Origin of the sequence: Modestobacter versicolor, from assembly GCF_014195485.1 — a bacterium.
In the GTDB taxonomy this organism is placed as follows: domain Bacteria; phylum Actinomycetota; class Actinomycetes; order Mycobacteriales; family Geodermatophilaceae; genus Modestobacter; species Modestobacter versicolor.
In genome coordinates this window covers 2,924,088-2,937,426 of sequence record NZ_JACIBU010000001.1, presented here as the reverse complement: position 1 = coordinate 2,937,426, position 13,339 = coordinate 2,924,088, and the positions used below count along the sequence as shown (strand labels likewise).

Annotated in this window: 11 protein-coding genes; 9 read left to right on the top strand and 2 right to left on the bottom strand. The window is 72.4% G+C overall.

The annotated features are described in order from the left end of the window. The first annotated feature begins 209 nt into the window (after positions 1-209). From chvE to araA, 7 genes are all read left to right on the top strand, one after another. Positions 210-1,358, top strand: coding sequence for a multiple monosaccharide ABC transporter substrate-binding protein (gene chvE, locus FHX36_RS14315; RefSeq protein WP_220035927.1), 1,149 nt, complete (start codon positions 210-212; stop codon positions 1,356-1,358). A gap of 183 nt (positions 1,359-1,541) precedes the next feature. After that, positions 1,542-3,080 carry a multiple monosaccharide ABC transporter ATP-binding protein gene (mmsA, locus tag FHX36_RS14310; protein WP_110552083.1) on the top strand — a complete coding sequence of 513 codons (1,539 nt, stop codon included), beginning with the start codon at positions 1,542-1,544 and terminating at the stop codon, positions 3,078-3,080. Continuing rightward, positions 3,077-4,330: a multiple monosaccharide ABC transporter permease gene (mmsB, locus tag FHX36_RS14305; protein WP_110552082.1), complete on the top strand. Its 1,254-nt coding sequence runs from the start codon at positions 3,077-3,079 to the stop codon at positions 4,328-4,330. Before mmsA ends, mmsB begins: the two co-directional genes overlap by 4 nt. A gap of 60 nt (positions 4,331-4,390) precedes the next feature. Further along, positions 4,391-5,431: a LacI family DNA-binding transcriptional regulator gene (locus tag FHX36_RS14300; protein WP_258372706.1), complete on the top strand. Its 1,041-nt coding sequence runs from the start codon at positions 4,391-4,393 to the stop codon at positions 5,429-5,431. Positions 5,432-5,534: 103 nt separating this feature from the next. Then, complete coding sequence (locus FHX36_RS14295) at positions 5,535-7,196, top strand: xylulokinase (protein ID WP_110552081.1); 1,662 nt, start codon at positions 5,535-5,537, stop codon at positions 7,194-7,196. After that, positions 7,193-7,861: an L-ribulose-5-phosphate 4-epimerase gene (locus FHX36_RS14290; protein ID WP_110552080.1), complete on the top strand. Its 669-nt coding sequence runs from the start codon at positions 7,193-7,195 to the stop codon at positions 7,859-7,861. Before FHX36_RS14295 ends, FHX36_RS14290 begins: the two co-directional genes overlap by 4 nt. Positions 7,862-7,872: 11 nt before the next feature. Then, a complete protein-coding gene (araA, locus tag FHX36_RS14285; protein ID WP_258372705.1) occupies positions 7,873-9,375 on the top strand; it encodes an L-arabinose isomerase in 1,503 nt (500 codons plus the stop codon). 66 nt (positions 9,376-9,441) lie between these two features. On the opposite strand, the gene FHX36_RS14280 is transcribed toward araA, so the two are convergent. Further along, positions 9,442-10,653, bottom strand: coding sequence for a cytochrome P450 (locus FHX36_RS14280; protein ID WP_110552078.1), 1,212 nt, complete (start codon positions 10,651-10,653; stop codon positions 9,442-9,444). 82 nt (positions 10,654-10,735) lie between these two features. Here FHX36_RS14280 and FHX36_RS14275 point away from each other — a divergent pair, with 82 nt between their 5' ends. Further along, positions 10,736-11,665 carry a DUF5926 family protein gene (locus FHX36_RS14275; protein WP_110552077.1) on the top strand — a complete coding sequence of 310 codons (930 nt, stop codon included), beginning with the start codon at positions 10,736-10,738 and terminating at the stop codon, positions 11,663-11,665. A 48-nt stretch (positions 11,666-11,713) separates the two neighbouring features. Beyond that, complete coding sequence (locus FHX36_RS14270; protein WP_110552076.1) at positions 11,714-12,703, top strand: cytochrome c oxidase assembly protein; 990 nt, start codon at positions 11,714-11,716, stop codon at positions 12,701-12,703. A 34-nt stretch (positions 12,704-12,737) separates the two neighbouring features. Here the strand turns inward: FHX36_RS14270 and FHX36_RS14265 are convergent, their stop codons facing one another. Further along, positions 12,738-13,301, bottom strand: coding sequence for a sigma-70 family RNA polymerase sigma factor (locus FHX36_RS14265; RefSeq protein WP_110552075.1), 564 nt, complete (start codon positions 13,299-13,301; stop codon positions 12,738-12,740). Between the last annotated feature and the right edge of the window lie 38 nt (positions 13,302-13,339).

Genomic DNA, 13,339 nt, shown 5'->3' with positions numbered 1-13,339 from the left:
GGCGCACCGGTGGCCCACCCCTCCGGGGGAGGCGCCACCGGTGTTCCGCCTGGCAGGAGGCACGTGAACGCGTCGTTACGCGACCGTGACGCGGGACTTGTGCCCCAGGGCTTGACGCACCCGGGTTGTTAGCGCTCACACTGTGGCTGTCCGCACAGATGCGGACCTGCGCCAACGGGCGGCAGATGTCTCGAAGGAGAGATGTGGCAGTGAACAAGAAGCTGGGGCTGACCGCCCTGGGCGCCGCGCTGGCGATCGGCCTGACGGCCTGTGGTGGCGAGGGTGCCGGCAGCAACTCGAACACCGAGGACGCGGCCCCTGAGGACCTCACCATCGGCGTCTCGATGCCGACCCAGACCTCCGAGCGCTGGATCGCCGACGGCGATGCCGTGCAGTCGCAGCTCGAGGACGCCGGCTACGAGGTGGACCTGCAGTTCGCGAACGACGACATCCCCACGCAGGGCCAGCAGATCGACCAGATGATCACCGAGGGCGCTGACCTCCTGATCGTCGCCGCGATCGACGGCACCGCGCTGAGCAGCCAGCTCCAGGCCGCCGCGGACGAGGGCATCAAGGTCATCAGCTACGACCGGCTCATCCGCGACACCGAGAACGTCGACTTCTACGTCAGCTTCGACAACTTCAAGGTCGGCGTCGCGCAGGGCACCGCCCTGCTGACCGGCCTGGGCGTGCTCAACGCCGACGGTTCCGAGGGCACCGCCACCGGGCCGTTCAACGTCGAGCTCTTCGCCGGCTCGCTGGACGACAACAACGCCGCCTTCTTCTTCGACGGCGCGATGTCGGTCCTGCAGCCCAAGATCGACGACGGCACGCTCGTCGTGAAGTCGGGTCAGACCGACATCGAGCAGGCCGCCACGCTGCGCTGGTCCCAGGAGACCGCCCAGAAGCGCATGGAGGACCTCCTCACCGGCAGCTACAGCGACGGCACCAAGGTCAACGGCGTCCTCTCGCCCTACGACGGCATCTCGCGCGGCATCATCACCGCCCTGCAGAACGCCGGCTACGGCCCGGACATCGCCTCGGCGAACCCGCTGCCCATCGTCACCGGTCAGGACGCCGAGATCGCCTCGGTCAAGCTGATCAACGACGGCGTCCAGAGCTCGACGATCTTCAAGGACACCCGGCTGCTGGCCGAGCAGGCCGTCACCGCTGCCCAGGCGTTCCTCGAGGGCAACGAGCCGGAGGCCAACGACACCGAGACCTACGACAACGGTGTCAAGGTCGTCCCGTCCTACCTGCTGCCCGTCGAGACGGTCTACAAGGACGACATCCAGTCCGTCCTGATCGACTCGGAGTACTGGACGGCCGACGAGGTCGCCAAGGGCCAGTCGGACTGACGTCCGCCCCACAGTCCCGGCCGGGCCTGGCAGCACGACTGCCGGGCCCGGCCGGTACCACCTCCTGACCCTGCTCTGTCGAACAGGTCGGGACAGCCCGGGTCGCCGGGCAACCGAACAAGGGGCCGGGTCTCTGACACCCGGCCCGACATCTGTGCAGAGAGGGCGAGGACGACGGCGTCCATGGACGACAACATCCTGGAGATGCGCTCCATCACCAAGACGTTCCCCGGCGTGAAGGCGCTGTCGGACGTGTCACTCGCGGTGCGGCGCGGCGAGGTCCACGCCATCTGCGGTGAGAACGGCGCGGGCAAGTCCACGCTGATGAAGGTCCTGTCCGGCGTGTACCCGGCCGGCAGCTACGACGGCGAGATCGTCTTCGACGGCGCCGTCCAGAAGTTCAGCGGCATCCGCGACAGCGAGCACGTGGGCATCGTGATCATCCACCAGGAGCTCGCGCTGGTGCCCTACCTGTCCATCGCGGAGAACATCTTCCTGGGCAACGAGCGCAAGGGCCGCTCCGGCCTCATCGACTGGAACAAGGCCAACGCCGACGCGGCCGAGCTGCTCGCCCAGGTCGGCCTGGACGAGAACCCGGTCACCCCGGTGGGCCAGCTCGGCGTCGGCAAGCAGCAGCTGGTGGAGATCGCCAAGGCCATCTCCAAGGACGTCAAGCTGCTCATCCTCGACGAGCCGACCGCGGCGCTCAACGACACCGACTCCGCGCACCTGCTCGACCTGCTGCGCCAGCTCCGCGACCGCGGGATCACCTCGATCATCATCTCGCACAAGCTCAACGAGATCGTCGCGATCGCGCAGCACACCACGATCATCCGCGACGGCCAGACGGTCGAGACGCTCGACATGAGCGCCCCGGACGTCGACACCGACCGGATCATCCGCGGCATGGTCGGCCGCGACCTGGAGTCCTACTACCCCGACCGCGAGTCGCACCCCGGCGAGGAGGTGCTGCGGGTCGAGGACTGGACCGTCAAGCACCCGACCCAGGACCGCCTCGTCGTCGACCACGCGAACTTCAACGTGCGGGCGGGCGAGGTCATCGGCATCGCCGGCCTCATGGGCGCCGGGCGCACCGAGCTGGCGATGAGCATCTTCGGCCGGTCCTACGGCCGGGACATCTCCGGTCGGGTCTTCGTTCACGGCCGCGAGGTCAGGGCGCGCAGCGTCTCCGAGGCCATCGACAACGGCATCGCCTACGCGACCGAGGACCGCAAGAAGTACGGCCTCAACCTCATCGAGGACATCCGGCGCAACGTCTCGGCGGCCGCGCTGGCCAAGCTGTCCACCCGCGGCTGGGTGAACGGCAACGAGGAGACCAAGGTCGCCGAGGACAGCCGGCGCGACATGAACATCAAGGCGCCGAGCGTCTCCTCGATCGTCGGCAAGCTCTCGGGCGGCAACCAGCAGAAGGTCGTGCTGTCCAAGTGGCTGTTCACCGACCCCGACGTGCTGATCCTCGACGAGCCCACCCGCGGCATCGACGTCGGCGCCAAGTACGAGATCTACACGATCATCAACAAGCTGGTGGCGGCCGGGAAGGCCGTCATCGTCATCTCGTCCGAGCTGCCCGAGCTGCTCGGCATCTGTGACCGCATCTACACGCTCTCGGCCGGGCGCATCACCGGCGAGCAGCCGGTCCGTGAGGCCACGCAGGAGAGCCTCATGAAGCTCATGACCAAGGAGAGGGAGCTCGCAGCATGACCAGGACCGCGGGTCCAGAGACCAACGAGACCCCGGCTGAGGTGTCCGACGCCCAGTCGAAGGCCCTGAAGACCGGCACGAGCGACCTCCGTGAGCTGCTCACCCGCAACCTGCGGCAGAGCGGCATCTACGTGGCGTTCTTCGTCGTCGTGGTGCTCTTCGCCATCCTCACCGGCGGCACGTCGCTGAGCCCGGGCAACATCACCAACATCGTCCTGCAGTACAGCTACGTGCTGGTGCTGGCGATCGGCATGGTCATCGTGATCATCGCCGGCCACATCGACCTGTCGGTGGGCTCGGTGGTCGCGCTCAGCGGGGCCACGTCCGCCGTCCTGGTGATCCGGCACGGCGCCCCCTGGTGGGTCGGCATGCTGGCCGCCATCGCGGTCGGCCTGGCCGTCGGCGCGTGGCAGGGCTTCTGGGTCGCCTACGTCGGCATCCCGGCGTTCATCGTGACCCTCGCGGGCATGCTGATCTTCCGCGGCCTCACGCTGCAGGTGCTGGACAACATCTCGCTGTCGCCCTTCACCCCCGAGTACCAGAAGGTCGCCAGCGGCTTCCTCAACGGCCTGCTGGGCGGCAACGGCTACGACGCCTTCACGCTGCTCATCGGTGCCCTCGCGGTGGCCGGCTACGCGGTCAGCGGCTTCCGCACCCGGGTCGCTCGGATCCGCTACAAGCAGCCGGTCGAGAGCTTCCCGCTCTTCGTGGCCCGCGTCGTCCTGGTCGCTGCCGTGGTCATGTACTTCGCCTGGCAGCTGGCCCACGCCCGCGGCCTGCCGATCGTGCTGATCATCCTCGGCGTGCTGATCACGGTCTACGGCCTGATCACCAAGCGCTCGGTGTTCGGCCGCCAGGTCTACGCGATCGGTGGCAACCTGGCCGCCGCGACGCTCTCCGGCGTCAAGGTGAAGGTCGTCAACTTCTGGATCTTCGTCAACATGGGCTTCCTGGCCGCGGTCGCGGGGATCATCTACTCCTCGCGGTCCAACGGCGCGCAGCCCGCGGCCGGCCAGAACTTCGAGCTCGACGCCATCGCGGCGGCCTTCATCGGTGGCGCCGCCGTCACCGGTGGTGTCGGCACGGTGGCCGGGGCGATGGTCGGTGGTCTGCTCGTCGCGGTGCTGAGCAACGGCATGCAGCTCCAGGGCGTCGACCAGTCCATCCAGTCGGTCATCAAGGGCCTCATCCTGCTGCTCGCCGTCGCCTTCGACGTCTACAACAAGCGGCGCGCGGGCTCCTCGCGCTGACGGTCCCGCAGGGCCACTGACGGGGGGCGGCAAAGAGGCCGCCCCCAGTGAGGAGTGACCGTGCTGCCCGAGGGGGCGCCGCGCGCACTGGGCATGTCCGACGTCGCGGCACACGCGGGCGTCTCGCACCAGACCGTGTCACGGGTGGTCAACGGCCACCCCAACGTCGCACCGACGACCAGGGAGCGGGTCCTGCGGTCGATCGCCGAGCTGGGCTACCGGCCCAACACGGCGGCCCGCGCCCTGGTCACCGGCTCGACCCGGACGATCGGCCTGGTCACCTCGCACATCAACCAGTACGGCCCGGCGCAGACCCTGCTCGGGTTGGAGAAGGCCGCGCGGGCGGCCGGCTACTCCCTCGGTGTCGCCATCCTCGACGACGACAGCGAGGGGGCGATGCGCGAGGCCGTCGACCGGTTCGTCGCGCAGTCGGTCGACGCCGTCGTGGCGCTGTCCACCTACGGGCAGGCGGTCGAGGCGCTCGGTCGCTTCCGGGCGCCGGTCCCGCTGATCGCCGTGCAGGTGGGCCACGACCCGGTGCACCCCACGGTCTGGGTCGACCAGGAGGTCGGTGCCGCGCTGGCCACCCGGCACCTGCTCGGGCTGGGGCACCGCACGGTGCAGCACGTGACCGGGCCGGGCGACTCGCTCGAGGCCCGCGGCCGCGTGGTGGGCTGGCGCCGCGAGCTCGTCTCCGCCGGCGCCCCGGTCCCGGACGTCGCCTACGGCAACTGGTGGCCGTCGTCCGGGCACGCGGCCGGCCGGCAGCTGGCCGCCCGGGTGCGGGCCGGGCGCCGCAGTGGCGAACCGGTCACGGCGGTCTTCGTCGCCAACGACCAGATGGCCCTCGGGGTCATCAACGCCCTGCACGACGAGGGGCTCTCGGTGCCCGGCGACGTGAGCGTCGTCGGCTTCGACGACGTCCCGGAGGCCGCGTACTACACGCCACCGCTGACCACGGTGCGGCAGGACTTCGCCGAGCTGGGGCGGCGGGGCGTGCAGTCGGTGCTCGCCCGGCTCCGCGGCGAGGCCTTCCACGCCGAGCCGGTCATGCCGCAGCTCGTCGTGCGGGCCAGCACCGGCCCGCCACCGGCGGCCTGACCCGGCCCTTGTTAGCGTTAACATCCGCGCCTGCTCCGCGTCCTGCGGTGCGCAGGCCCGCTCGACCCAGGCCCGTCATCGGTGGGCGGAAGGAGCTCCCGGCATGACGACGGACGCCGTCGCAGACATCACCGCAGGCCGCACGGCCGTCGGGATCGAGTTCGGCTCGACCCGGATCAAGGCCGTGCTCATCGGCTCGGACCACGCGCCGCTCGCCGTCGGCACCCACGACTGGGAGAACCAGCTCGTGGACCGGCTGTGGACGTACTCGCTGGAGGCGGTCTGGGCCGGGGTGCAGCAGAGCGTCGCCGCCCTCGCCGAGGACGTGCGCCGCCGGCACGGCGTGGAGCTGACCACGGTCGGCGCGCTCGGTGTGTCGGCGATGATGCACGGCTACCTGGCCCTCGACGCCGACGGCGAGCTGCTCGCGCCCTTCCGCACCTGGCGCAACACGAACACCGGCCGCGCCGCCGAGCGGCTCAGCGCCGAGTTCGGCTGCAACATCCCGCACCGCTGGAGCGTCGCGCACCTGTACCAGGCCGTGCTGGACGGCGAGGAGCACGTCGGCCGGATCGCGCACCTGACCACGCTGGCCGGCTACGTGCACTGGCGGCTCACCGGCGAGCAGGTGCTCGGCGTCGGCGACGCCAGCGGCATGTTCCCCATCGACAGCGCCACCGGCGGGTACGACGCCACCATGCTGGCCCGGTTCGACCAGCTCGCCGCCGAGGCCGGGGCCGACCTGCACCTGGCCGGGCTGCTGCCGGCCGTCGCCGTCGCCGGCCAGCCGGCCGGCACGCTGACCGAGGCGGGCGCGGCGCTGCTCGACCCGAGCGGCCGGGTGCGCCCGGGCGCCCCGCTCTGCCCGCCGGAGGGCGACGCGGGCACGGGGATGGTCGCCACCAACTCGGTCGCCCCGCGCACCGGCAACGTGTCCGCGGGCACCAGCATCTTCGCGATGGTCGTGCTCGAGCGGGCGCTCGGCGCGGTGCACCGCGAGCTGGACCTGGTGACCACCCCGGCCGGCGACCCGGTGGCGATGGTGCACTGCAACAACGGCGCCAGCGAGCTCGACGCCTGGGCCGGTCTCTTCGGCCAGTTCGCCCGGGCGCTGGGCGCCGAGGCCGACTCCGCGCGGGTCTTCGAGACGCTCTTCACCGCCGCCCTGGACGGCGCGGGCGACGGCGGCGGGATGCTGGCCTACAACTACCTCTCCGGCGAGCCGATCACCGGGCTCGAGGAGGGGCGGCCGCTGTTCCTGCGCTCCCCGGACAGCCCGCTGGACCTGGGCTCCTTCATGCGCACGCAGCTGTACTCCTCGCTGGCCACCCTGCGCATCGGCATGGACGTGCTGCAGAAGGCCGAGGGCGTGCGGCTGGACCGGATGTTCGCCCACGGCGGCCTGTTCAAGACCGAGGGCGTGGCGCAGCGCTACCTGGCCGCCGCGATCGACACCCCGGTCGCCGTCGGGGACGTCGCCGCGGAGGGCGGCGCCTGGGGCATCGCCGTCCTGGCCGCCTTCGCCACCCGGCGCACACCGGAGCAGGGCCTGGCCGACTACCTGGAGACCGCGGTCTTCGCCGCAGCGAGCCTGCGGACCCACCGGCCCGACCCGGCCGACGTCGCCGGCTTCGACGCGTTCATGGAGCGCTACGTCGCCGGCCTGCCGGTCGAGCGGGCCGCCGTGGAGCACGTGCGGGTCGGCCAGCAGCGGGCCGCCCACCCCCAGATCACCCCCGTCGCACCGAGCGAGGAGCCGGCATGACCACCGAGCAGGGCACCCACCGCCCGCAGCGCGAGCACGTCGCGGCGCTGCACGCCCACCTCACCCGCTACGAGCTGGTCACCTGGACCTCGGGCAACGTCTCCGAGCGGGTGCCCGGCGAGGACCTGTTCGTCATCAAGGGCAGCGGGGTCGAGTACGACCAGCTGACCTGGGAGGGCATCACCGTCTGCGACCTGGACGGGAACCCCGTCGACGGCGTCCGGGCGCCATCGTCGGACACGGCGGCGCACGCCTACGTCTACCGGAACATGCCCGAGGTCAACGGCCAGGTGCACACGCACAGCACCTACGCCGCGGCCTGGGCCGCCCGGCACGAGGAGATCCCCTGCGTGCTGACGGCGATGGCCGACGAGTTCGGCGGCCCCATCCCGGTCGGGCCGTTCGCGCTGATCGGCGACGACTCGATCGGCCAGGGCATCGTCGAGACGCTGAAGGGCCACCGCTCCCCGGCGGTGCTCATGAAGAACCACGGCGTCTTCACCATCGGGCCCTCGGCGAAGGCCGCGGTCAAGGCCGCCGTCATGACCGAGGACGTCGCCCGCACCGTGCACCTCTCCCGCCAGCTGGGTGAGCCCATCCCGATCGCGCAGGCGGACATCGACTCGCTGTACGCGCGCTACCAGAACGTCTACGGACAGCGATGAAGGAGCAGCAGGTGGCATTCGAAGGTCAGGAGATCTGGTTCCTCACCGGCAGCCAGGGGCTGTACGGCGAGGAGACCCTCCAGCAGGTCGCCGAGCAGTCGCAGCGGGTCGCGGCGACGCTGGACGGCGCCGCGGACGTGCCGGTGCGCGTCGTGTGGAAGCCGGTGCTCACCGACGCCGGCGCCATCCGCCGGGTGATGGGCGAGGCCAACGAGGACCCGGCGTGCCTCGGCGTGATCACCTGGATGCACACCTTCTCCCCGGCGAAGATGTGGATCTCCGGGCTGGACGCGCTGCGCAAGCCGCTGCTGCACCTGCACACCCAGGCCGATGCCGCCCTCCCGTGGGCGACGATCGACATGGACTTCATGAACCTCAACCAGGCCGCCCACGGCGACCGGGAGTACGGGTTCATCCTCACCCGGCTGCGCACCCCGCGGACCACCGTGTCCGGGCACGCGTCGAACCCGCGGGTGCAGGCCCGGGTCGGCTCGTGGGCCCGCGCCGCGGCCGGTGCCGCCGCGGCCCGCGGTCTGAAGCTCGCCCGCTTCGGCGACAACATGCGGAACGTCGCGGTGACCGAGAGCGACAAGGTCGAGGCGGAGATCCGCTTCGGCATGTCGGTCAACACCTGGGGCGTCAACGACCTCGTCGCCGTCGTCGAGCGGGTGCCCGACTCCGCGGTCGACGCCGTCGTCGCCGAGTACGGCGACCTCTACGACATGGACGCCGACCTGCGACCGGGCGGCGACCGGCACCACAGCGTCCGCTACCAGGCCCGCATCGAGGTGGCGCTGCGCCAGTTCCTCACCGACGGCGGGTTCGGCGCGTTCACCACCAACTTCGAGGACCTCGGCGGCCTGCGGCAGCTGCCCGGTCTCGCCGTCCAGCGGCTGATGGCCGACGGCTACGGCTTCGGCGGCGAGGGCGACTGGAAGACCTCCGCGCTGCTGCACACGCTCAAGGTCGCGGCCCAGGGCCTGCCGGGTGGCACCTCCTTCATGGAGGACTACACCTACGACCTGGCGTCGGACACCCCGAAGATCCTCGGCGCCCACATGCTCGAGGTGTGCCCGACGATCGCGGGGGAGAAGCCGCGGCTGGAGGTGCACCCGCTCGGCATCGGCGGCCGCGAGGACCCGGCCCGGCTGGTGTTCAACGCCGCCCCGGGCGCCGGCATCACGCTCGGCTGGTGCGACCTGGGCGACCGGTTCCGCTGGGTGGCCAACGAGATCGACGTCGTGGAGCCCTCCGAGCCGCTGCCGAACCTGCCGGTGGCCCGGGCTGTCTGGGAGCCCCGGCCGGACTTCGAGACGGCGACCGAGGGCTGGCTCACCGCCGGCGGGCCGCACCACACTGTCCTCTCCACCCAGCTGGGCGCCGAGGAGCTCACCGACCTCGCCGAGGTCTTCGACACCGAGCTGGTGTTGATCGACGCCGACACCACGCGGCGCAGCCTGGCCAAGGAGCTGCGCTGGAGCGCGGCCTACCACCGGCTCAACCAGCGCCTCTAGCCCGGCGACTGCGCCCAGGAGCCCCGTCCGCCCCGCGGACGGGGGCTCCTGCGCGCAACGGGCCGGTCAGGGGGCGGTCAGCACCACCGGCAGGTCGTAGAGGCCGCGCATGACGAACTCCGGACGGCGGCGGGCGGGTGCGCCGAGCTCCAGCCCGGACGTGCGGGACAGCAGCGCGCCGAACGAGGCCTGCAGCTCGACCCGGGCGAGCGGTGCCCCGATGCAGAAGTGGACCCCGGCCCCGAAGGAGATGTGCGGGTTCTCGGTGCGGCCGACGTCCAGGGTGTCGGCGTCGGCGAAGACCCCCGGGTCGCGGTTCGCGCTGCCCAGCAGGGCGGCGATCTTCTGCCCCCGCTCGACGGTGACCCCGCCGATCGCGACGTCCTCGGTGGCGGTGCGCTCGAACAGCTGCAGCGGGGAGTCGAAGCGCATGAGCTCCTCGATCGCGGTGGGCAGCAGCGCGGGGTCCTGCCGCAGCCGGGCGAGCTGGTCGGGGTGCTCCAGCAGCGCCAGCAGGCCGTTGCCGCTGACGTTCACCGTCGCCTCGTGGCCGGCGTTGAGCAGCAGGATGCAGGTGGTGACCAGCTCGTCCTCGGTGAGCCGGTCGCCCTCGGAGTCCCGGACCGTGACCAGGTGGGTCAGCAGGTCCTCGCCCGGTGCGCGGCGGCGCTCGGCGGCCAGCTCGCGCAGGTAGGCGACGAACTCGTCGGCGGCCCGCTCGGCGTCGTCCTCGACCTGCGCCGTCCGGCCGTACTCGTACATCTTCACGATCGCGTTCGACCAGGGCCGCAGCAGCGGCCGGTCGGCAGCGGGCACGCCCAGCAGCTCGGCGATGACCGCCACCGGCAGCTCTTCCGACATGCCCGCCAGGACGTCGACCGGAGCGTGCCCGCCGGAGCGCTCGACCAGCCCGTCGACCAGCGAGTCGGCCAGCTCCTGCACCCACGGCCGCAGCCGCTCCACGTGGCCGCGGGCGAACGCGGCGCTGATCAGCCGGCGCAGCCGCGTGTGGGTCGGCGGCTCCATCTCCAGGATGGCGTTGCGGTGGATGAGGTTGAAGCTCTCGAACCGCTCCTCGGGGGTCTTGTCCGACCAGATCCGGCCCAGCCGGCGGTCCCGCAGCACGGCGTTCGCCTCGGTGTGGCTGAAGGCCAGCCACATGCCCATCCCCTCGTGCCACTGCACCGGCGCCTGCGCACGGGCGGCCGAGAAGGCCGGGTAGGGGTCGGCGACCACGGCGGGGTCGGTCAGGTCGAGCGGAACGGCGGCCAGCGTCACCCGCAGCAGCCTACTGAGCGCCCCACCCCGCTCCCGGCCCTCGTGGACGGCCACCGCCGGCCCGCCACATACGCTGGCGGGCATGGCCTCCCGCAAGCGCTCCGCCGTCGCCACTCCCGCCGCGGGGGAGGTCAACCCCAAGGCGCCGTGCCCGTGCGGCTCCGGCCGCCGCTACAAGCACTGCCACGGCTCCGGCTACGCCCCGCCGGTGCGCCGGCCGTTCGAGGGTCTGACGGCGGAGGCCGACTGGGTGGCGCTGCGCGAGCTGGTGCCGGCGGCGACGGTGCCGCTGCGCACCACCGACGGGACGGAGGTCACGCTGGCCAGCGTGCTCCCCGGCGGCACCCCCGCCCTGGTCCGCGCCAGCGGCGAGATCCTGCTCGGCCTGCAGCTCGCCACCTCCTCCGACGACGTGAGCCGCGACCTGGGGACGGCGCTGGCCGCCGCGCTCGAGGCCCCGGCCGGCGCGCCCGTCGACCCGGGCCCGATCGGTGGCGCCGGGTCCGCCGGGCCCCGGCTGCAGGAGCTGCTGGACCCCAGCGCGCCGTTCGAGGTCACGGTGCACGACGACTTCGACTTCTGGCTGGAGGGCGCCGCCGTCGACCCGGCCGCGCGGGCCGGCCTGCAGCACGCCAACGAGATGGTCATGCCGACCGTGCGCCTCGAGGGCCTGGAGGCCGCCTACTGGTGCCGGCCGAGCCCCGAGCGCGCGCACGTGCGCTGGGTGCGCCCGGAGCCGGAGGAGCCGCTGCTGGACGCGCTTGCCCGGCTCTCGGCCGCCGAGCAGCTCACCCTGGGCGAGGGCACCCGCTACGCCGGCGCCTTCCGGGCCCACGGCCTCGTCGTCCCGGTGTGGGACGTCCCGGCCGAGCCCGCCGGCGAGGAGTGGGCCGGCCCGTCGGCCGGGCTGCAGTCGCGGCTGGAGGCCGCGCTGGCCGTCACCGACCCGCTGACCGCCGACGAGCGCCGGGCCCGGGCCGGCCTGCTGTCCCGCCAGGTCACGCTGCGCTGAAGCGGCCTACCGTGGACGGCGCACGGCTGGGCTGAGGGAGGACGACGGGTGGACCACGAGCACGGCGGCATGGGCTCCATGCACCACCTCCCGGAGCTGCCGCCGACCCTCGGGCGGGTGCTGGCGCTCGACCTGGGTGCCGCCTCGCCGGTGGCCTGGCTCGGCGTCGTCCTGGCGGTCGGCTACGGGCTGGGCCTGTGGCGGCTCCACCAGCGCGGTGTGCGGTGGTCGACCGGGCGCACCATCGCCTGGCTGGCCGGCTGCGCGAGCCTGTTCTACGTGACCGCCAGCGGTCTGCAGACCTACGGCATGGCCCTGTTCAGCCTGCACATGATCCAGCACATGGTGCTGACCATGATCACGCCGCTGCTGCTGCTCATGGGTGCGCCGGTCACGCTGGCGCTGCGCGGGCTGCCCGCCGACCCCGGCCCGGCCGGGATGCCGCGCCGGGTGCTGCTCGGCGCGCTGCACAGCCGGCTCGCCCAGGCGGTGGCCTCGCCGCTGTTCACCGTGCCGCTGTTCATCGCCAGCCTGTACGGCGTCTACTTCACCCCGCTCTTCGACGACCTGATGTCGACGACGCCCGGGCACACCTTCATGCTGCTGCACTTCCTGGTCACCGGGCTGCTGTTCTTCGGCCCGATCCTCGCCGTCGACCCCTGGCCGCGGAAGTCCACGCACGGTGGCCGGATGCTCGAGCTGCTGCTGCCGGCGCCGTTCCACGCCTTCTTCGGCGTGATCGTGATGATGAGCAACACCGTGCTGCTGACCAGCTACGCGAACCCGCCGGAGTCCTGGGGCATCGACCCGCTCTACGACCAGGGCGCGGCCGGCGGCATCGCGTGGTCGTTCGGGGAGTTCCCGACCGTGCTGGTGCTGGCGGTGGTGTTCTTCTCCTGGACCCGCTCCGAGGAGCGCGCCAACCGGGCGGCCGACCGCGCGCACGACCGGGCCGTGGCCCGCGGCGAGAGCGGCGAGGACCCGGAGCTGACCGCCTACAACGAGCGGCTGCGCCGCCTGGCGGCCCAGAACCGCTGACCCACCCCGGAGATGGCTGGGCTGGGAGCAGGGGTCAGGGGTGGGACGACGGGCGGCGGGTCCTCGGGTGGTCGGCGGCCACCAGCGCCTCGACGAGGTCGGCGCGGGCCCGGGCGACGCGCGAGCGGATCGTGCCGATCGGGCAGCCCACCACCTCCGCGGCCTCGGCGTACGGCAGCCCGATGAGCTGGGTCAGCACGAACGCCTCCCGACGCTCGGGCTCGAGCCGGTCGAGCACGTCCTGCGCGGCGACGGTGCCCCCCACCTCGTCGGCCGGGACGTCGCGGACCAGGTCGCCCAGCTCGCTGTCGTCGCCCACCAGCACCAGGCCGCGGCGCTTGCGGCTGCGCAGGTGGTCGGCGCAGACCCGGCGGGCGATGGAGAGCAGCCAGGTGCGCAGCGAGGACCGGCCCTCGAACCCCGCCAGCGCCGGCAGCGCCCGCAGGTAGGTCTCCTGGGTGAGGTCCTCGGCGACCTGCCGGTCGGCCAGGTGCGCGCACAACCGCCAGACGTCGGTCTGCGTCTCCCGGATCAGCGCGGCCTGCGCTGCGGGGTCGCCCTCGGCTGCCCGGGCCGCGAGACGTTCCAGCTGTCCCACGTCCAACCTCCGGGAACTCGGCGTCTGTCGGCGGCGAC